The 19,745-nt window shown below is 67.6% G+C and carries 21 protein-coding genes and 1 pseudogene; 18 read left to right on the top strand and 4 right to left on the bottom strand.

The annotated features are described in order from the left end of the window. Window positions 1-10: 10 nt before the first annotated feature. The 9 genes from MKK67_RS10640 (at window position 11) to guaA (ending at window position 8,856) form a co-directional block, all read left to right on the top strand. Complete coding sequence (locus MKK67_RS10640) at window positions 11-454, top strand: CHRD domain-containing protein (RefSeq protein ID WP_243964042.1); 444 nt, start codon at window positions 11-13, stop codon at window positions 452-454. Between the two features lie 952 nt (window positions 455-1,406). Further along, a complete protein-coding gene (locus tag MKK67_RS10635) occupies window positions 1,407-1,745 on the top strand; it encodes a hypothetical protein (protein WP_243964040.1) in 339 nt (112 codons plus the stop codon). A gap of 650 nt (window positions 1,746-2,395) precedes the next feature. Then, a complete protein-coding gene (locus MKK67_RS10630) occupies window positions 2,396-2,764 on the top strand; it encodes a hypothetical protein (RefSeq protein WP_243964038.1) in 369 nt (122 codons plus the stop codon). A gap of 218 nt (window positions 2,765-2,982) precedes the next feature. Continuing rightward, the gene (locus MKK67_RS10625; protein WP_243964036.1) at window positions 2,983-3,888 is read left to right on the top strand and encodes an aldo/keto reductase; all 906 of its coding nucleotides are present in this window, start codon (window positions 2,983-2,985) and stop codon (window positions 3,886-3,888) included. Continuing rightward, window positions 3,878-4,621, top strand: a complete 744-nt coding sequence (locus MKK67_RS10620; RefSeq protein ID WP_243964034.1) for an NADPH-dependent F420 reductase — start codon at window positions 3,878-3,880, stop codon at window positions 4,619-4,621. The genes MKK67_RS10625 and MKK67_RS10620 overlap by 11 nt, the downstream gene beginning before the upstream one ends. Before the next feature lie 375 nt (window positions 4,622-4,996). Then, window positions 4,997-6,346, top strand: a complete 1,350-nt coding sequence (locus tag MKK67_RS10615) for an NTP/NDP exchange transporter (RefSeq protein ID WP_243964032.1) — start codon at window positions 4,997-4,999, stop codon at window positions 6,344-6,346. A gap of 13 nt (window positions 6,347-6,359) precedes the next feature. Further along, window positions 6,360-6,788, top strand: coding sequence for a hypothetical protein (locus tag MKK67_RS10610; protein WP_243964030.1), 429 nt, complete (start codon window positions 6,360-6,362; stop codon window positions 6,786-6,788). Then, window positions 6,785-7,204, top strand: coding sequence for a hypothetical protein (locus MKK67_RS10605; protein ID WP_243964028.1), 420 nt, complete (start codon window positions 6,785-6,787; stop codon window positions 7,202-7,204). The genes MKK67_RS10610 and MKK67_RS10605 overlap by 4 nt, the downstream gene beginning before the upstream one ends. Before the next feature lie 95 nt (window positions 7,205-7,299). After that, a complete protein-coding gene (gene guaA, locus MKK67_RS10600) occupies window positions 7,300-8,856 on the top strand; it encodes a glutamine-hydrolyzing GMP synthase (RefSeq protein WP_243964026.1) in 1,557 nt (518 codons plus the stop codon). A 45-nt stretch (window positions 8,857-8,901) separates the two neighbouring features. Here the strand turns inward: guaA and MKK67_RS32765 are convergent. The 4 genes and pseudogenes from MKK67_RS32765 to tsaA form a co-directional block, all read right to left on the bottom strand. Beyond that, window positions 8,902-9,024, bottom strand: a pseudogene (locus tag MKK67_RS32765) (type II toxin-antitoxin system prevent-host-death family antitoxin); the annotation flags it as partial. A 333-nt stretch (window positions 9,025-9,357) separates the two neighbouring features. Beyond that, window positions 9,358-9,966 (bottom strand): LysE/ArgO family amino acid transporter, encoded by a 609-nt coding sequence (locus MKK67_RS10590; RefSeq protein WP_243964019.1) that lies wholly within the window; start codon window positions 9,964-9,966, stop codon window positions 9,358-9,360. 262 nt (window positions 9,967-10,228) lie between these two features. Continuing rightward, the gene (locus tag MKK67_RS10585) at window positions 10,229-10,921 is read right to left on the bottom strand and encodes an SGNH/GDSL hydrolase family protein (protein ID WP_243964017.1); all 693 of its coding nucleotides are present in this window, start codon (window positions 10,919-10,921) and stop codon (window positions 10,229-10,231) included. Beyond that, window positions 10,918-11,436, bottom strand: coding sequence for a tRNA (N6-threonylcarbamoyladenosine(37)-N6)-methyltransferase TrmO (gene tsaA / locus MKK67_RS10580; protein ID WP_243964010.1), 519 nt, complete (start codon window positions 11,434-11,436; stop codon window positions 10,918-10,920). Before tsaA ends, MKK67_RS10585 begins: the two co-directional genes overlap by 4 nt. Before the next feature lie 109 nt (window positions 11,437-11,545). Between tsaA and MKK67_RS10575 the strand changes: the two genes are divergently transcribed. The 9 genes from MKK67_RS10575 to MKK67_RS10535 all read left to right on the top strand — a co-directional run bounded on the left by MKK67_RS10575 (window position 11,546) and on the right by MKK67_RS10535 (window position 19,580). Then, window positions 11,546-13,039: an AMP nucleosidase gene (locus MKK67_RS10575; protein ID WP_243964001.1), complete on the top strand. Its 1,494-nt coding sequence runs from the start codon at window positions 11,546-11,548 to the stop codon at window positions 13,037-13,039. 159 nt (window positions 13,040-13,198) lie between these two features. Continuing rightward, window positions 13,199-13,771: a hypothetical protein gene (locus tag MKK67_RS10570; RefSeq protein WP_243963992.1), complete on the top strand. Its 573-nt coding sequence runs from the start codon at window positions 13,199-13,201 to the stop codon at window positions 13,769-13,771. 191 nt (window positions 13,772-13,962) lie between these two features. Further along, window positions 13,963-15,264, top strand: a complete 1,302-nt coding sequence (locus tag MKK67_RS10565; protein ID WP_243963990.1) for an SLC13 family permease — start codon at window positions 13,963-13,965, stop codon at window positions 15,262-15,264. 132 nt (window positions 15,265-15,396) lie between these two features. Continuing rightward, window positions 15,397-15,798, top strand: coding sequence for a succinate dehydrogenase, cytochrome b556 subunit (sdhC, locus tag MKK67_RS10560; RefSeq protein WP_243963988.1), 402 nt, complete (start codon window positions 15,397-15,399; stop codon window positions 15,796-15,798). 12 nt (window positions 15,799-15,810) lie between these two features. Then, window positions 15,811-16,230 (top strand): succinate dehydrogenase, hydrophobic membrane anchor protein, encoded by a 420-nt coding sequence (sdhD, locus tag MKK67_RS10555; RefSeq protein ID WP_007564302.1) that lies wholly within the window; start codon window positions 15,811-15,813, stop codon window positions 16,228-16,230. A gap of 32 nt (window positions 16,231-16,262) precedes the next feature. After that, window positions 16,263-18,080 (top strand): succinate dehydrogenase flavoprotein subunit, encoded by a 1,818-nt coding sequence (sdhA, locus tag MKK67_RS10550; RefSeq protein WP_243963979.1) that lies wholly within the window; start codon window positions 16,263-16,265, stop codon window positions 18,078-18,080. A gap of 23 nt (window positions 18,081-18,103) precedes the next feature. Continuing rightward, a complete protein-coding gene (locus MKK67_RS10545; RefSeq protein WP_243963963.1) occupies window positions 18,104-18,373 on the top strand; it encodes a DUF433 domain-containing protein in 270 nt (89 codons plus the stop codon). Further along, window positions 18,370-18,750, top strand: a complete 381-nt coding sequence (locus MKK67_RS10540; RefSeq protein WP_243963955.1) for a DUF5615 family PIN-like protein — start codon at window positions 18,370-18,372, stop codon at window positions 18,748-18,750. The genes MKK67_RS10545 and MKK67_RS10540 overlap by 4 nt, the downstream gene beginning before the upstream one ends. Before the next feature lie 5 nt (window positions 18,751-18,755). Next, on the top strand, window positions 18,756-19,580 hold the full coding sequence (locus MKK67_RS10535) for a succinate dehydrogenase iron-sulfur subunit (RefSeq protein ID WP_243946827.1): 825 nt from the start codon (window positions 18,756-18,758) through the stop codon (window positions 19,578-19,580). Window positions 19,581-19,745: the final 165 nt, after the last annotated feature.

The following is a 19,745-nucleotide window of genomic DNA, read 5'->3' as shown; positions in this document are numbered from 1 at the left end:
GGAGCGTTCGATGACACGCCTTGCCAGTACCGGTTTCGCCGCCCTCCTCGCATTCACCGTGCCGCTTGCCGTCTCCGGCGCCCGCGCGGCGGGGGAGAGCATCACCTACAAGGCCGCGCTGAGCGGCGGCAGCGAGGTCCCGGCGACCGATTCGAAGGGCACCGGCGCGGTCACGGCGACCTATGATCCGGCCACCAAGCGCCTGAGCTGGAACGGCACCTATGGCGGCCTGACCGGCCCGGTCACAGCCGCGCATTTCCACGGCCCAGCTCAAGCCGGCGCCAATGCCGGCGTGCTGGTGCCGGTGACGGCCACCAGCAGCCCGTTCTCCGGCGAGGCGACCCTGGACGATTCCAAGGCCGCCGACCTCGAAGCCGGCAAGCTCTATTTCAATATTCACACCGCCGCGAATCCGAAGGGCGAGATTCGCGGGCAGGTGGAGCGGGCGCGGTAGGGTTCAGGGCTGGCGCCGCTCGGTAGTGTATCTCCGGTCGAGGCGCCGGGGCCCGCTTCCGTTTGGGAGAGGGACTGGGTGGGGATGCGACCTCTTCGGAAGAGCCTGATCCCCCACCCCAATCCTCTGCGGCACGGGCGACCATGTTCACACGTCGTCTTCCGGATGAGGGCATCGGCTTGACCCAAGCGCGTCTCCCTCCCCCTCTATGGGGGATGGTGGGCCGGCCGTCAGGCCGGGTCGGGAGAGGGGATCCCGGCTTCTGAAAAAGTCAGAGCCGACGTGCGAGCCGGAGCTTTGTTCTGAACCGTAGCTCCCCTTTCCGACTTGCTTCTCGGGCCTACCTCCCCCGCGGAGGGGCTAGCGGATTCACAGATCGAGTTCGTCCCTTTTTGCGCGACGGCCCCTGCTTCGGCTCCAGCATCGATGCGGGTATCCCCTCGCCCCGCTTGCGGGGAGAGGGCTTCGGCGACCTTGTCGTCGCCGAAGCGAGGCGGCAGCCGAAGGTGAGGGGGCGGTTCCGAACGCGCGCCTCGTCCGGAACCACCCCCTCACCGCCGCTCCGGCTTCGCCTGCGCTTCCCACACGGACGACGAGGTCCGTGTGGGCCTCTCCCCGCAAGCGGGGCGAGGGGACCCGCGCTTCGTCCGCAGATGTGGGAGCATCGTAGCGCAGAGGGGGGGGGGAGGGCGCGCAGCCTTTCCGGAGCGACTCTTTTTTCATGGTGCGCATCGTCCGTCGCGCGTTGAAAGATCGAACACCCCACACCGCAGGATGAGGGCGGAGTTGAGCATATCCGCAGGGTTACAGCGGTCCTCCGTCATTGCGAGCGTGCGGCTATGCGGATGCCCCCACCGCATTTCCCACATCCGGCAACATTTTCACCGCCCACCCGGTGACCCCTCCGGCAAATGATGCTTAGGCGGATCATCCCGAGTCGCCGGAGAAGCCGATGAAGCAGATCGAGGCCATCATTGCGTGGACGCCCGCCCGCTGGGTGGAGCTGCGGCCCGAGACGGCCGGGCAGGTGGTGGTGCTGCCGGTGCCCGACACGGACGGCGCGGCGAAGCGCTACATCATGCAGGCGGGCGCGTGTTCGCCGGCGCTGGCCGGCCTGTCGGAGGAGGCCCGAATCGCGCGGCTGTTCATCGACTTCCAGACGATCGTCGTACGCGACGGCATCGACCCGCAGACGGCCCACCGCGCCTTCCTGGCAATCGACGAGTACCGGTTTCGGATCGCGCCGGACACCGAGGGCGCTGCGTTCGAGGATCCGCCCGAGGAGGATTGAGGCCCACCCGATCCGGGGGTGGCTGGCTTCCGGAACGATGCTCTACAGCAGCGTTTCTGATCCGATCTCCTGGACGATGCTGGAGGCACCCGCGATGCGGGAGACGGTCCGAAGCCGTAGGGTCATGCCGTCATCGCGACGACCGTTCGAGGGCCGCTGCCTGGTGCATTTTTGGATGGAGGAGAGCGATCGGGATTTCTCGACGGCGCATATCGACCGTAACGGTCCGTGCGAGCTCGAAGCGGCCTTGACGGCAAGAAGGCGGTTCTCAAACCAAGCGTTTTTCGGATCGCTTCATGGTGCTTACTTTGATGGCGCGAGACGTAAGATTGATCATGCGCCGCATTGGTAGGATTCATTTGCAAACCGGCGATCAAATTAGGCATGAAGATTTCTCATTTAGTTCCAATTCTATATAGCCGACGTACATAATTATGGACTTAGATATCGGATCGTGTAAAACTTTGCAACGAACAATAATTTTGTTAAAAAAATCTCGACACGACCGACGATTGTCGAAAACTTTACTTATATGTCTAGACTTATGCGGACGTAGATCCTGTTGCAATGCATCATTTTATGTGAAATCTTCCAGAAATATCTTGGGAGCTAGGGTCGAGGTAAATCATTCCTAAGCAACGGAGGCAGACATGAAGCAGATCGAGGCCATCATCGTGTGGACGCCGGCCCGTTGGGCAGGCTTGAAACCGGAGACGGCCGGGCAGATCGCCGTGGTGCCGGCGACGGACAATGCCAGTGTGTCGAAGCATTATGTGATGCGGGCGGGTGCGGACCCATCCGGGCTGGCAACCCTCTCGGAGGAGGGGCGAATCGCGCGGTTGTTCATCGATTTCCAGACGATCGTGACGCGCGACGGCATCGATCCGCAGGCAGCTCACCGTGCGTTTCTTGCCATTGAAGAGTACCGGCTCCACCTTGCGCCGGACACGGAGGGCGCCCAATTTCGGGATTCGCCCGAAGAGGCGTCGAGCGTCGGGATCGAACGCCAGCGTGCCTGAGATCGGATCCGGCATGAGGCGCTGACGGAAGCACAGACCGCGCGAACCAATGGCGGTCGCGCTGCGCTCTTTTCCAGTCGCAGGCCGGACCGGCAGAATGCAATCCGCCCATAGCGGAGTCCAGACCGGCGCTCGCGCAAGCGTGAGAATAACGAATACACATCCCCTGGATGCCGCCCTATCTTCCGGTTGTGTCCTGACACCGCCGGAGGCCGGCCATGCCCGTATCCCGTCGTGCCGTGCTCGCGGCCGCCGCCCTCGCGCCGCTCGCCGGGCGCCTGTCCTGGGCGGCCGAGCCGCTGATCCGACGGCCGATCCCCTCCACCGGCGAGATGCTGCCGGCGATCGGCATCGGCACCTCGCGGCGTTACGAGGTCGAGCCCAATCCTGAGGCTGTGGCGCCGCTCAAGGCCGCCGTGCAGAGCTTCGTGTCGCTCGGCGGTTCGGTGATCGACACCGCGCCGAGCTACGGCACCGCCGAGGATGTGCTCGGCCTGATCCTGGCCGAGCCGGGGCTGCGCCAGAAGATCTTTCTGGCCAGCAAGGTCGATACCCAGGGCCGCGACGCGACGCTGGCCGAGTTCGAGCGCTCGTTGAAGCGCATGAATGTCGAAAACCTCGACCTCGTGGCGGTTCACAACCTGATCGATGTGAACGCGAATCTGGCGGTGCTGCGTGACCTGAAGGGGTCCAAGCGGATCCGCTACGTCGGCGTGACCGTCTGGCGGGACGGCCAGCTCGACGCGCTCGAGGCCGTGATGAAGCGCGAGACCCTCGACTTCATCCAAGTGAATTACGCCATCGACAACCGGGCCGCGGCCGAGCGCGTGCTGCCGCTCGCCGCCGAGAAGGGCGTGGCCGTGATGACCAACGTGCCCTTCGGCCGGGACCGCCTGTTCAAGGCGGTGCAGGGCAAGGAGCTTCCGCCGGTGGCGAAGGATCTCGGCTGCACCAGCTGGCCGCAGGTGTTTTTGAAATACGTGCTCGGCCATCCGGCCGTGACCTGCCCGATCCCCGGCATGGCGAAGGTGGCCTATGTCGAGGACAACCTCGCCGCCGCCCGGGGCCCGCTTCCGGACGCGGCCCAGCGCAAGCAGTTGGAGACGTTTATCGATGCGGTCTGATCGCACCACGCGGCGCGCTGCGCTCGCCCTCGCCGCCGGCCTTCTCACGGCTTCCGCGATACCGGCCCTGGCCCAAGAAAATCCCCAAAAAATCCGGATCGGGGTGATCGGGGCCGGGAATATCGGCGGCACGATCGGCACGCTCTGGGTCAAGGACGGTCACGAGGTGATGTTCGCCTCGCGCCACCCCGAGACCCTGGCGCCGATGATCGCGGAGCTCGGGCCGAAGGCCAAGGCCGGGACACCCGAGGAGGCGATCAAGTTCGGCGAGGCGGTGTTCGTGGCGGTGCCCTACAAGGCCTATCCCGATCTCTCGAAGGATCTCGCGGCCTCGCTCGCCGGCAAGGTCGTGCTTGATGCCGGCAACGCCACGCAGAAGCGCGACGGCGCGCTCTACGACGAGGTCCAGGCGAACGGCATCGGGACGACCTCGGCCAAGTATTTCCCGGGCGCGAAGCTGGTCCGGGCGTTCAACGCGGCCAACTACAAGGTCTTCGCCAAGGCGGGCGCCGATGGCGGCAAGGACCGGCCGGGCGGCCGCATGGCGATCCCGATCGCGGGCGACGATGCCGCGGCCGTGAAGGTGGCCGAGGGCCTGGTCCGCGATGCCGGCTTCGACCCGGTGGTGGTCGGTCCGCTCAAGGATGCCGACAAGTTCGCCATGGGGTCGTCCGGCTTCGGCCACGAGGCGACCGCGCCGGAGCTGCGCGAGAAGCTCGGGCTGGGGAAGTGACGGGGGAAACCACGCCGCTTCTCCCTCCCCCCTCTGCGGGCTATCGGATTCACACATCCCCGGATGTGGCGCGGGTCCCCTCTCCCGTGCGGGAGAGGGACAGGGTGAGGGATGCGCGTTTTCCGGAAAGACCTGGTCCCTCACCCCAACCCTCTCCCGCACGGGAGAGGGGGCGCGTCGCGGCTTTCGCAAGCCGATCTGTGAACATCGTGGCCTCTGCGGGGGAGGGTGGCTCCTGCGTCAGCAGGGGTCGGGAGAGGGGCAGCGCGACGCTTCAGGGTTTCACGCGTGTCGTGCCCTTTCCGGACACGGCGCTCCCCTCTCCCGACCCCCTTCGGGGGCCACCCTCCCCCGCAGAGAGGGGAGGGAAGAAACATGGCTGAGGCTTCGACTCCCCGTGGCCCACTCGCGCGCCTGATCGATATCCGCCCCGGCGAGGGCCAGGCCCTCGCCTGGTCCTGGGCCTACATCTTCTCGATCCTGGCCGCCTATTACGTGCTGCGCCCGATCCGAGACCAGATGGGCGTAGCCGGGGGCATCGAGAACCTGCCCTGGCTGTTCACCGCGACCCTGGTCGGCATGCTCGCCCTGAACCTGCCCTTCGCCTACTTGGTGAAGCGCATGCCGCGGGCGCGGTTTGTGCCGATCACCTACCGGTTTTTTGCGGCCAACATCCTGGCCTTCGCGCTGACCCTGTACTTGGCGCCGCCGGAATGGGGGATCTGGATCGGGCGGGTGTTCTTCGTCTGGCTGTCGATCTTCAACCTGTTCGTGGTCTCGATCTTCTGGGCCACCATCGTCGACGTGTTCTCGAACGAGCAGGGCAAGCGCCTGTTCGGCTTCATCGCGGCCGGGGCGACGCTCGGCGCCATCACGGGCTCGGCCACCACGGCGATCCTCGCCAAGAATGTGCCGACCTGGGGCCTGATGCTCTGTGCGGTGGTGCTCCTGGAAGCCGCGGTGTTCTGCATGCGCGGGCTCGCCGCCTTGTCGGCCCGGCTCCATGCGGTGCCGGGCAGCGGCGAGACCGCCAACGACGGCCAGGACCGCACCATCGGCGGCAGCGTGCTGGCGGGCGTCACCCGCACCCTGGCCTCGCCCTACCTGCTCAACATCTCGCTGTTCCTGCTGCTGTTCTCGGTGACCTCGACCTTCCTGTATTTCGAGCAGGCCGGCATCGCCAAACGCAGCTTCCCGGACCGGGGCGCCCAGACCGCGTTCTTCGCCAGCGTCGACCTGGCCGTGAACGTGCTGACCCTCGGCGTGCAGCTGTTCCTGACCGGACGGATCGTCAAGCGCCTCGGCGTTGGGATCACGCTCGCCCTGCTGCCGGCCTTCAGCGTGCTGGGCTTTGCCGCGCTGGCGGTCTCGCCCACCATCAGCGTGATAGTGGCGTTCCAGGTCCTGCGCCGGGCGGGCAATTTTGCGATTGCCCGCCCGATCCGGGAGGTCCTGTTCACCGTGGTCCCCCGGGAGGACCGCTACAAGGCCAAGAGCTTCATCGACACCGTGGTCTACCGCCTGGGCGATCAGGTCGGCGCGTGGTCGTTCACCGGCATCCAGGGGCTCGGGTTCGGCAGCACCGGCATCGCCGGGGCGGCGGTGCCGCTCTCCGTCGCTTGGCTGCTCAACAGCCTCTGGCTCGGCCGCGCTCAGGACCGGCGTCGGGCTTCGCGGGATGCGGAGACGGTCGCGCCGGCAGCGGAACCGCTCGCCTCGCGTTAAGCGGCGGTTTACCATGACGCGCGAGATCTCCGGATCGGCTCAGCCGGAGGGACGAGGCGGCATGACACGCGCGGCGCAGCCGGTTCCGGGCTCAAACATTCTCGCCCTTGCGCTGCTCGTGCTGCTGACGGCCATGCCGGGGCCGGCCTTCGCGGAGGAGCCGCTGTTCATCCGCATCCGGCCGACGCCGGAGGGCGACCGCACCGCCCGCGAGGCCCTGTGGGCGCGTCGTCAGGCCCATGCCCGCGCAGTCATCGAATCCGTCTGCACCGGCTGCCTCGGCGCCTGGAAACCGGCGGATGCCGCGCCGGTGCCTGCGACCCCTGGCCCCGCGCAGGCCAGGATTGCGGACCTGACGGCACCGTCAGGGCTTGAAACCGACCCCGGCTCCGGGGCATCCGGGCCAGCTTCCGATCCATCGCTTCCCGAGAGGCAACCATGACGCAATCGCATCCGACCAGCGGCGCCGAGCCCGAAGTCGATTGCCCCGTGAGCCTCGAGGTTCTGGGCGAGGTCTACCGGGCCGACGAGTTCGACCTGCCGATGATCCTGGAGCAGATCCAACCGCTGAAGCGCGCCCAGCTCGCCGCCTACCTCTACGGCAAGAGCCACATGCACAAGCTCGGCCTGAAGGTCGCCCGGTCCTGCGACCGGGAGGACTTGATCCGGGTCGCGGGCGAGATCGGCTCGGTGATCCACGGACAGGCGCATCTGAAGCCCGCCAAGCCGGCGCCGACCGTCGCGCCGGAGCTGCGCGCCAAGACCCTGCCGGGCCAGAAGAAGGTCAGCCTCGCGGGCGCGCCGGCCAAGCCCGCGATCAGCCTAGGCGGCTCGGCCAAGGTCCGCAACTTCGATTGACCAAGTCGCCGTTGGCGCACGCCTTGCGCGGCGATCCCCAGCCTGAGACGGGCGCATGCGTTGCGTGCGCCCCGGCCTTCGGATAATCGCCCGCGATGAACACCGACCACGACAAGATCCTGATCGTCGATTTCGGCTCTCAGGTGACCCAGCTCATCGCCCGGCGGGTGCGCGAAGAAGGGGTCTATTGCGAGATCGTCCCCTTCACGAAGGCCGAGGCCGCGTTCCGCGAGCAGAAGCCGAAGGGCGTGATCCTGTCCGGCGGCCCCGAATCGGTGACCGTCGAGGCGAGTCCCCGGGCGCCGCAAGCGGTCTTCGCTTCGGGCGTGCCGGTCTTCGGGATCTGCTACGGCCAGCAGACCATGGCGGCCCAGCTCGGCGGCGCGGTCGAGGGTGGGCATCATGCCGAGTTCGGCCGGGCCGAGGTCGAGATCCTGGCCGATTGCCCGCTGTTCAACGGCGTCTGGCACAAGGGCGAGCGCTACCCGGTCTGGATGAGCCACGGCGACCGGGTCACCAAGCTGCCGGACGGCTTCTCCACGGTGGCGATCTCCAAGAACGCGCCGTTCGCGGCCGTGGCGGACGAGGCCCGCAACTACTACGCGGTGCAGTTCCACCCCGAGGTCGCCCACACCCCGCACGGCGCCCTGCTAATCCGCAACTTCGTGCGCGACATCGCCGGCTGTTCCGGCGACTGGACCATGGGCGCCTATCGCGAGGAGGCGATCGCCAAGATCCGCGAGCAGGTCGGCTCCGAGAAGGTGATCTGCGGCCTGTCGGGCGGCGTCGATTCCGCCGTCGCGGCGGTGCTGATTCACGAGGCGATCGGCGACCAGCTCACATGCGTGTTCGTCGATCACGGGCTGCTGCGCCTCGGCGAGGCCGAGCAGGTCGTGGCCCTGTTCCGCGACCACTACAACATCCCGCTGGTCCACGTGGAAGCGAGCGGGATGTTCTTGTCGGCGCTTGAGGGCGTCAGCGACCCGGAAGTCAAACGAAAGACCATCGGCCGCCTGTTCATCGATGTGTTCGAGGCGGAGTCGAAAAAAATCGGTGGGGCGGCGTTCCTGGCGCAGGGCACGCTCTATCCGGACGTGATCGAGAGCGTGTCCTTCACCGGCGGCCCATCGGTGACGATCAAGAGCCACCACAATGTCGGCGGCCTGCCCGAGCGCATGAACATGAAGCTCGTGGAGCCGCTCCGCGAACTGTTCAAGGACGAGGTCCGGGTGCTGGGCAAGGAACTCGGCCTGCCGGACGCCTTCGTCGGCCGTCACCCGTTCCCGGGCCCGGGCCTCGCCATCCGCTGCCCCGGCACGATCACGACGGAGAAGCTCGAGGCCCTGCGCAAGGCCGACGCGATCTATCTCGACGAGATCCGCCAAGCCGGCCTCTACGACACGATCTGGCAGGCCTTCGCGGTGATCCTGCCGGTGAAGACGGTGGGCGTGATGGGCGACGGCCGCACCTACGACCACGTCTGCGCGCTGCGCGCCGTCACCTCGGTGGACGGCATGACCGCCGATTTCTACCCGTTCGACATGGCCTTCCTGGGCCGGGTCGCGACCCGGATCATCAACGAGGTGAAGGGCATCAACCGGGTGACCTACGACATCACCTCGAAGCCGCCGGGTACGATCGAGTGGGAGTGACGGGCGAGGGTCGCGAACCGGTCAGCAATGATTCCGGGAAGCGCATCAGTAGCGATCACCGTCCCGCATCGATCGCACGCAATCGACCGCGCTCTGGGGTTGGGGCGGCATCGCTGCCGTCAGCGATTGAAGCTGCGCGGCATCAATAGGCTTGCGCGGCCGCGTCAGATTGAGATCGGCACCGACAAACGGCGAGCATCGAAGAGCCGATAGAAGTCCGCCCTTGCCCGAAATCCCGCCGGCGATCGACTCGCTGACAGACGCTCTCAAAGCGGAGGCTGCGGGCGTGTCCTCCGCCAATCGTCTGGCAAGCGACCGTATCAAATCGCGATCTGCATCGCGGCCGACGACCTGGAAACGAGTCAAACCGCGTTCGCTTAGACGCGTGTGATCGTTCTGAACGAGGTCTTTCCGAACCTTGCCCATGGCCGCCTCCAATCTGTTCTCGATCGCTATAATCCCTCCGGCCGGTTGAACAGAGGAAACGCTGCGGCCAGCCTCTTACCGCCCATCCAACAGCAGCTCGGCCGCAAGAACCCACATGGTCAGCGCGATCACGCCTTCGAGCACGCGCCACGCGGCCGGCTTGGCGAATAGGGGCCGGAGGATCGCGGCGCCGTAGCCCAGCGAGAAGAAGAACGCGACCGAGGCCGTCATCGCGCCGGCCGCGAAAGCGGGTTCCTGGCCCGGGAAGCGCGTCGAGATCGAGCCGATCAGCAGGAGCGTGTCGAGATAGACGTGCGGGTTGAGCCATGTCAGCGCGAGACAGGTGGCGAGGGTCCGCCCGAGGCCGGCGGCGGATCCCGGGGCGGGTTGCAGCGCCTCCGTGGCCGCCAAGGCCGACCGCAGGCTGCGGGCCCCATACCAGATCAGGAAGGCCGCGCCGGCATACAGCATCGCGGGCCGCAGCCAGGGGGCGAGGACCACGATGCTCCTGAAGCTGGTGATGCCCACCAGGATCAGGAGCGCGTCGGAGGCCGCGCAGGTGGCGCAGACGAGCGCGACATGCTCGCCGCGCAAGCCTTGCCGAAGCACGAACGCGTTCTGCGCGCCGATGGCGAGGATCAAGCCGCCGCTGACGGAGAGACCGGTTAGATAGACTTCGAGCACGCGGTGTCGCTTATCAAAGGTTGAAGGTTCGCGCCGTCATCACTTCTCCACTCCGTCATTGCGAGCGCAGCGAAGCAACCCAGTGTGGCGCCACGGTTTCAAAGGTCGCGCTGCCCTGGGTTGCTTCGCTTTGCTCGCAATGACGGTGAGGGTGGCCGATCCGTAGGAGCGGAGGGGGCAGCAGAAGCGCCATGACTTTTAGCAGGCACGCAAAGGCGATTGCGCACCAAGCGTCATACGAAGCGCCTTCCGCACGGATTGCTCACGGCGCGCAGAGAACCGGCTCCAGGGCCGCCATGGCCGGCCGGTAGGCCGCGAGGTGCAGGCCGTCGCGCAGAGTGCCGGGCTTGGCGTAGCCGGTCTCGCCGTCCCGGAGCGACGCGAACGGGTCCGCGAAGGTGCAGGTCAGGCGGGCGCACAGGGCGCGCAGACGCTGCGAATAATCCGGCACGGCAGCGGCATCGAGGAAGCGGCTGCTCTCGCGGCCGATCGGGGGGAGGGCGGTGACGACCACGCGCGGGCTCACGGCCTGGAGCCGCTTCACGATCGCCTCCACGGTCGCCTCGAACCGCGCGGCCGCCTCGGCCGAGCGCGGAGTGTTCTTCAGCAGGATGTCGTTGGTCCCGATCGTCACAGCGGCCGCTTTCGGCCTGTGCCGGAACGTCAGGCCGGAGAGGTGATCGAGATAGGCGGCGGCGGTGGCGCCGCTGAAGCCGCCGTTGACGAAGTCTACGCCGCACGGTCGCTGACTCCCGGGCTGCAACTCCACCTGGGAATCGCCGGCCCAGAAGACGTAATCGGGCGGCGCTTCGTCCAGGCTGACCTGGACGGCGATGCCGCGCATCACCGCGTAGGCGCGGGCATCGGCGGCGGGCCTGTGCAGGGACCAGCCCGCGAGCCCTCCGAGCGCCAGCAGGGCCGGGACGGCGAGGACCGCGAAGAGCCGTCGCCTCACGGCTCGGCGCCGGCGCGATCGACGCGTGCCTCGGGACGCGAATCGGTCGACGCGTAATAGGGTTTGATGTCGAGGAGGGGTGTGCCGTCGAGGCAATCGAGGCCCCGCACCCTCAGGGTGTCACCCGCGCGCTCGATCAGCTCGACCACCGAGAGGGCGATCGGATTCGGGCGGGCTGGGGAGCGCAGCGCGAAGGTGCCGCGCGGCCCATCGGCGTGGCGCGGCTGCTGCACCACGAGGCCGCGGGTCGCCTGGTCCATCCAGTAGAGCAGGATCAGGTGCGTGCAGCCCGTGATGGTGCGCAGGCCGGGCCGGTAAGCCGAGTCGACTTCGACGGTACAGATGTCATCAGTCTGCAGGCCGTTCTTCGGGCAGTCCCGGCGCGTCTGCCAGGGCGTGCGCAGCCGGCCGATGAAGTGGAGGCCGGCGTCGAAGTCGGCGGGCAGGGCCGCCATTTCCTCGCCGGGACGAATCCCGAACTCGTCCGCGCTCAAGGAACCTCCGCGCCCTCGCATCCCGCGCCGGTTCTCGGGCAAGAGCCGTCCGGCCGCAAGCCCAGGTCCTACGCCCGGGTCGCGCGCCCGGTCGGGCCGGTGTAGAGCCGAGCCCAGGACGGGAGGCTTCATGATCGAGCGGGAATTGCGGCCGATGCAGGCCGTCGCGGATGCGGGCAGCGCGGTCGACCGGCTGGTCGAGCTCTACGACGGCGCGGCCGGCGCCCTGCGGCAGGCGCTGGAGCGCTACCTCGCGGGCGGCCCGCCGCCGGACGCCACCGAGCGCCTCGCCTTCCGCTATCCCGAATTGCGGATCAGCTACCGCGCCGCCGGGCCGCTGCCGCGGGTGCGCCGCGCCACCGCCAAGCTCCAGGCCGCCGGGACCTACGCCACCACGGTGACGCACCCGGCCTTCTTCCGCGATTATCTCACCCGGCAATTGCAGCCGCTGATCGACGATTACGGCATCCAGATCGAGGTCGGCCTGAGCGCCCAGGAGATTCCCTATCCCTACGTGCTGGAGGCGGGGCTCGATGCCGGCGGGCGTGCCGTCGACGGCGCGGAACTCGCCACCTACTTCCCCGTCCCGCTCTTGTCGCTAGTGGGCGACGAGATCGCCGACGGCACCTTCGACCTGATCGACGGCGAGCCGCTGCCGCTGGCCCTGTTCGATGCGGTGCGGGTCGATTACTCCCTGCGCCGCCTGGTCCACTACACGGGCTGCGACTGGCGCGACGTCCAGCCCTGGATCCTGCTGACCAACTATCACCGCTACGTCGACCAGTTCGTCCGCCACGGGCTGGAGCGGCTGGCGTCGGGCGAAGAAGGCTTCGAGCGGCTGGTCCTGCCCGGTGGCCTCTCGGTGAGCCGGGCGGAGGCCGCCACGGCCGATCCCGCCGCGGTGATCGCGGCCTCGCCCTGGCACCGCCACCAGATGCCGGCCTATCACCTCGTCGCCCGGGGGGCGGACGGGACCATGCAGGGCACGACCCTGGTCAATATCGGCGTCGGACCCTCGAACGCGAAGACGATCACCGACCATCTCGCGGTGCTGCGCCCGGATTGCTGGCTGATGGTCGGCCATTGCGGCGGCCTGCGGCAGTCGCAGACCATCGGCGACTACGTGCTCGCCCACGCCTATCTGCGCCGGGACCGGATCCTCGATGAGCTGGTGCCGCCGGACGTGCCGGTGCCGGCGCTCGCCGAGGTGCAGGTCGCGCTTCAGAGCGCTGCCGCCTTGGTGACCGGCGAACAGGCCGACGCGCTCAAGCGCCGCCTGCGCACCGGAACGGTCGTCACCTACGACGACCGCAACTGGGAATTGCGGTTCAGCCAGGAGCGGCGGCGGATCAACCAGTCGCGCGCCATCGCGGTCGACATGGAGAGCGGTACCGTGGCGGCCCAAGGCTTCCGCCTGCGCGTGCCCTACGGCGCGCTGCTCTGCGTCTCCGACAAGCCGCTCCACGGCGAGATCAAGCTGCCCGGCGCCGCCAATGCCTTCTATGACCGGGCGGTCTCCGAGCACCTGCGGGTCGGGCTGGCGGCCCTCGACGCCCTCCGCGCCGACCGGCACGGGCTGCATTCGCGCAAGCTGCGCAGCTTCGACGAGCCGCCGTTCCGGTAAAGTGCGTTCACTCGTGAATACGGCCCAGCTTTCGCCGCCTTCGGTGCTGAACTGCCAAGCAGCGACGGACTGACACGCCATCATCAATCATCGAACGTGGATACGTTGGATCTATGGGACGTTGAAAAGTCATACTCCTCTCAAGGATTGGACTTTTCGATGAAGCGCTTTGCTCTCGCATCGACTGCACTCTTGGCGGCTTTCGCCTTCGTTCCCGCGAGCGCCGACGCCCGCGGCTTCGGCGGCGGCGGTGGCTTTCACGGCGGCGGCGGCGGTTTCCATGGCGGCGGCTTCGGCGGCGGTGGGTTCCGGGGCGGTGGACTCGGTGGTGGCGGACTTGGCGGTGGCGGACTTGGCGGTGGCGGTTTCCGCGGCGCCGGCCTGGGTGGCGGCGGGTTCCGCGGCGCGGGTGTCGGCGCACCGGGGATCACTGGCGGCCGGGGCTTCGGCGGCGGCGGTTTCCAGCGCGGCGGCTCCGTCTATGGCGGGCGCGGCGTGATCGGAAACCGCGGCTTCGCGGGTCGTGGCTACGCGAATCGCGGCTATTACGGGCGTGGCTATGGCGGCGGGTACGGACGCGGCCTGGGTTACGGCCTGGCGGGCGTCGGCCTCGGGTTGGGTGTCGGCTACGGCCTGAGCGGGTTCGGCTACGGCTACGACGATAGCTGCGCCGGCGGATATGGCTACGGCTACGATCCGGCCTATTGCGGCACCTACGGCTACGGCTACTGAGCGCCGCACCGTCCAAAACGGCATCTCGATGAAAAAGCCCGGTCAGCAATGGCCGGGCTTTTTCTCGTCTGGTTCAGTCTCCCGGCCTCGTCAGCCTTCGTCCCACGCGAAGGCTATGTCGCAGACTCCCGAATTGCGAACCGTTCCAAACCGGCCCATGCCCGCGTCAGGTCGCGGCGTGGGAGGGTCGGATGAGCGGGGAGGCGATTGTTCCGGCGACAGCCGCCCTGCTGGTCCTGTGCATGGGCCTCTGGGCGACGGCCCTGCTGCCGGAGATCGTGACGGCGCTCGCCTTCTTCGGGCTGGCGATGCTGCTGCGTCTCGGCAACCCGGCGACGGTCTTTTCCGGCTTCTCGGCCTCGGCCTTCTGGCTGGTCCTGTCCGGCATGGTGGTGGGCCAGGGCATGACCCGAACCGGTCTCGGCGCACGCATGGCCCGGGCGCTAGCCACGCGCCTGTCGGATTCCTACGCGCATTTCATCGCCGGCCTCGTGACCTTGAGCTTCCTCATCGCCTTCGTGATGCCGTCGAACCTGGGCCGGATCGCCCTGATGATCCCGGTGACGCTGGCGCTCTGCGACGGCTTCGGTCTGGCGCGCGGCCGTCCGGGACGGACCGGCGCGGTCCTGGCGGTGGGCGTGGCGACCCCGATCCTGTCCGCGGCGATCCTGCCGGCCAACGTGCCGAACCTGGTCATGGCCGGCTCGGCCGAGCAGGTGCTCGGCCTGCACCTCTCCTACCTGTCCTATTTCGTCCTGCACGCACCGGTTCTGGCCCTGGTGAAGGGCGTGATGCTGGTGGCGCTGATCGTGCGCCTGTTCCCAGACCGGCTCAGCCCCGACGCCCAGGCCCTGCCGATCCTGCCGCCGGTCTCGGCCGCCGAGCGGCGCCTCGCAGTGATCCTGGCCTGCACCCTGGCCCTCTGGATGACCGACAGCCTGCACGGGCTCGCCCCGGCCTGGGTCGGGCTCGCCGCCGCGGTGATCTGCCTGTTGCCGCGGGTCGGCGTGCTGCCTCCGGAAGCGTTCCAGCAGGTGAACCTGCGGACCTGCTTCTACATCGCGGCCCTGCTCGGCCTCGTGGCCCTGGTCAACGAGACCGGGCTCGGGGCGCGGCTCGGCCATGGGCTGCTCGCGGTGGCGCCGCTCAGCCCCGACGCGCCGACCCAGAACTTCGCGGTGCTCACCGGGATCAGCACGCTTCTGACGCTGCTGGTCACCGCCAACGGCGCACCGGCTTTGTACACGGCGCTCGCGGGCGAGATGACGAATGCCAGCGGCCTCTCGCCCCTGGCCGTCGTCTCGATCCAGGTGATCGGCTATTCGACCTTGTTCTTCCCCTACCAGGCACCGCCGATCGTGTTCGCCAGCGAGCTCGGCGGCGTGCGCCTGCGGGACGCGACGCGACTCACCCTGGCCTTCGGCCTGGCCTCGCTCGTGATCGCGGCGCCCCTCGATTACGCCTGGTGGCGCTTGCTGGGCCAACTCAAGTGACAGATCCGCCGCGCTATCAACACGCGCCCCACTGTGCGGCGCAGCATGACACATTGCGGCTTGCGCCCGCAGGCACTAGCGCTACCACCAGATTAGAGACGGTCCAGTTCGCAGCTGCGAGGCTTCAACCCAATGGCACCCACCGCCCGCCCGACCGTGGCACAGCCGCTTTCACCGCATCTCCAGATCTATCGCCTGACCTGGACGATGGCGATGTCGGTGTTTCACCGTCTTACCGGCATCGCGCTTTACGGAGGCACTGCCTTGGTGGCGATCTGGCTCGTGGCGCTTGCTTCAGGACCGGTCGCCTATTCCTACGTCGCCTGGTTCTTCGGCTCGCTGATCGGCCGGCTGATCTTGTTCGCCTACACCTGGGTGCTGATGCACCACATGCTCGGCGGCCTGCGCCATCTGGTATGGGATACCGGTGTCGGGTTCGACCGGGAGAAGCGCCTGAGCATGGCGCGCATGACCCTGATCGGGTCCGTCGCGCTCACCGTCGTCATCTGGGCGGTCGCCCTTCTGGTCCGCTGAGGGGAGGCCGGCATGGCTAAGGAAGAGATCCGCCAGGACACCCGCGTCTCCATCCGCACCCCGCGGGCCCGCGTCCGCGGCCTCGGCGTCGCCCATCACGGCGCCGGCCATTGGTGGCAGCAGCGGGTGACCGCGGCGGCGAACGTCGTCCTGATGCTGGCCTTCGTGGTGATCGTCGCCAGCATGGCCGGCCGGGGCTACGTCGAAGCGACGCACCTGATCGCCAAGCCCCTGGTCTCGATCATCCTGATCCTGGCGCTCCTGTCGGTGACGATCCACATGCGGATCGGCATGCAGGTGGTCATCGAGGATTACGTGCACGGCCAGGGCACGAAGATCGCCGCGGTGTTCGCCAACAACGCCTACGCGGTCCTGGTGGCCGTGGCCTGCCTCTACGCGGTCCTGCGCATCGGCTTCGGACAGCCGGCCTGAACCCCGCCATCACGCATTTCGAGGAGCCGATCATGGCCGCCAACGGCACCAACGGCAGCGGGCCTGCCTACACCATTCACGACCACGCCTTCGACGTCGTGATCGTCGGCGCCGGCGGCGCGGGCCTGCGCGCCACGGTCGGCTGCTCGGAGGCCGGCCTGCGCACCGCCTGCATCACCAAGGTGTTCCCGACCCGCTCGCACACCGTGGCGGCGCAGGGCGGCATCTCGGCCTCGCTCGGCAATATGGGGCCGGACGATTGGCGCTGGCACATGTACGACACCGTGAAGGGGTCGGACTGGCTCGGCGACCAGGACGCGATCGAGTACCTCGTCCGCAACGCCCCCGCCGCCGTCTATGAGCTGGAACACTGGGGCGTGCCCTTCTCCCGGACGGAAGAGGGGAAAATCTACCAACGGCCGTTCGGCGGCATGACCACCGATTACGGCAAGGGCACCGCCCAGCGGACCTGCGCGGCGGCCGACCGCACCGGCCACGCCATGCTGCACACCCTCTACGGGCAGGCGGTGAAGAACCAGACCGACTTCTTCATCGAGTACTTCGCCCTCGACCTGATCATGGACGAGGACGGCCGCTGCCGCGGCGTCATCGCCCTCGACCAGGCCACCGGCGAGATCCACCGGTTCCGCGCTCAGCAGACCATCCTGGCCACCGGCGGCTACGGCCGCGCCTACTTCTCGGCGACCTCGGCCCATACCTGCACGGGTGACGGCAACGCCATGGTGCTGCGCGCCGGCCTGCCGCTCCAGGACATGGAGTTCGTGCAGTTCCACCCGACCGGCATCTACGGCGCGGGCTGCTTGATCACCGAAGGCTCACGCGGCGAGGGCGGCTACCTGACCAACTCCGAGGGCGAGCGCTTCATGGAGCGCTACGCCCCCTCGGCGAAGGATCTCGCCTCGCGTGACGTGGTCTCGCGCTCCATGACCATGGAGATCCGCGACGGCCGCGGCGTCGGCAAGAACAAGGACCACATCTACCTGCACCTCGACCACCTCGACCCGAAGATCCTGCACGAGCGCCTGCCCGGCATCTCGGAATCCGCAAAGATCTTCGCGGGCGTCGACGTGACCAAGGAGCCGATCCCGGTCATCCCGACCGTGCACTACAACATGGGCGGCATCCCCACGAACTATCACGGCGAGGTGCTGACGCTGCGCGATGGCAACCCCGACACGGTGGTGCCTGGCCTGATGGCGATCGGCGAGGCGGCCTGCGTCTCGGTCCACGGCGCCAACCGCCTCGGCTCCAACTCGCTGATCGACCTCGTGGTGTTCGGCCGCGCCGCCGGCAAGCGCTGCGCCGAGATCGTCGAGCCGAACGGCCGGGCCCAGGAACTGCCCAAGGGCGCCACCGACAAGGCACTCGAGCGCCTCGACCGCTTCCGCAACGCCAACGGCTCGACGCCGACCGCGGAGCTGCGCGCCGAGATGCAGAAGACGATGCAGAACAACTGCGCCGTGTTCCGCACCGGCGAGGTGCTGGAGGAGGGCAAGGGCCTGATCCACAAGGTCTGGAACGCCGCCGCCGACGTGAAGATCACCGACCGGTCGCTGGTCTGGAATACCGACCTCCTGGAGACCCTGGAGTTCGACAACCTGATCGGCCAGGCGGTGGTGACGATGGAATCGGCCGCCAACCGTAAGGAATCCCGCGGCGCTCACGCCCGCGAAGATTTTCCGGACCGCAACGACAAGGAGTGGATGAAGCACACCCTCTCCTGGCTCGACGAGGGCCGGCACCAAGTCAACATCGATTACCGGCCGGTGCACACCTACACGATGTCGAATGAGATCCAGTACATCGAGCCGAAGGCGCGGGTGTACTAACATCCGAGCGAGGAGCGATCGTCATGAGCGACACGACACGGCGCATCACCGGCTTCTCCCGCATCACCGTCGATCCACGGGTGATGGGCGGGAAAGCCTGTATCCGTGGGATGCGCGTCACCGCCTCCATGATCCTCGGCAACCTTGGGGCTGGTGTCACGATGGAACGGCTCCTCGAGATGTACCCGTATATCGATCGGGAGGATGTGCTCGAAGCTATCCGTTATGCGGCTTGGCTCGCCTCGGAACGCGCGATCACCACCTCTGCCGTGACATCGGAGGAGGCGGCGTGAGATTCGTCGTCGATGTGAACCTGTCGCCGGAATGGGCACAACTCCTGACCGAGCAGGGTCACTCCGCCGTACATTGGCGGAACGTCGGAGCCGTCGACGCCCTCGACGACGATATCCTCATCTGGGCGGCCGAGGATGATCGGACTGTCTTCACGGCCGATCTGGACTTCGGTGCCGCAGTCGCGACCCGCGGGCTGAAGGCGCCCAGCGTCGTGCAGCTACGGCTCGACAACACCGACCCGTTGGTGGTCGGCACTTCGGTTCTCCAATCCATCGCCGCGGCCGGTGAAGCTCTGGTTGGCGGCGCAATCCTCACGATCGAACCGGGCCAAACCCGCCTGCGGCCCGGTTTGGGCACGATCGCCATCGACGGATAAGACTTATGGCCCAGTTCAACCTTCCGAAAAACTCCCAGATCACCCCGGGTCGCACCTGGGCCCCGCCGCCCGGCGCCAAGAACCTGCAGACCTTCAAGATCTACCGCTGGAACCCGGATGACGGGGCCAATCCGCGGATCGACACCTATCAGGTCGACCGGGACGATTGCGGCCCGATGGTCCTCGACGCGCTTTTGTGGATCAAGAATAAGGTCGACTCGACGCTGGTCTTCCGCCGCTCCTGCCGCGAGGGCATCTGCGGCTCCTGCGCCATGAACATCGAGGGCCAGAACGCGCTCGCCTGCACGATGGGCATCGACGAGTGCAAGAGCCCGGACAACGCCCTGCCGGTCCTCACCCGCAAGGACAAGGACGGCGCGGTCCGGATCTACCCGCTGCCGCACATGCCGGTGCTGAAGGATCTGGTCCCGGACCTGACCAACTTCTACGCCCAGCACGCCGCCATCGAGCCCTGGCTCCAGACCGAGACACCGGCCCCCGAGAAGGAGTGGCGCCAGACCCCCGAGGACCGATCGAAGCTCGACGGCCTGTACGAGTGCATCCTGTGCGCGTGCTGCAGCACGTCGTGCCCGAGCTACTGGTGGAACGGCGACAAGTTCCTCGGCCCGGCGGCCCTGCTCCAGGCCTATCGCTGGCTGATCGATTCGCGCGACGAGAACACCGGCGACCGGCTCGACTCTCTGCACGATCCGTTCCGGCTCTACCGCTGCCACACGATCATGAACTGCGCCAACACCTGCCCGAAGAACTTGAACCCGGCCAAGGCGATCGCCGAGATCAAGAAGATGATGGTCGAGCGGGTGGTCTGACCGCGGGACGGTGAGGCGCGCCGGCCACACCGGGGCGAAAAGGCGGCTCCTCCGCAGCGGAGTCGGCGGCGGCCGGGACAGCCGCCTTGCGGTCAGCGCATTTGGCACCGAGTCAGGGGCGAAGCGTCATTGCGCGCTATCCCAAGCCTGATCCGAAGTGGTCCG

The organism is Methylobacterium sp. J-072, from assembly GCF_022829425.1.
GTDB lineage: Bacteria > Pseudomonadota > Alphaproteobacteria > Rhizobiales > Beijerinckiaceae > Methylobacterium.
Note: the sequence above shows the minus strand (reverse complement) of the source record. Positions and strands in the feature narration are given on the sequence as shown.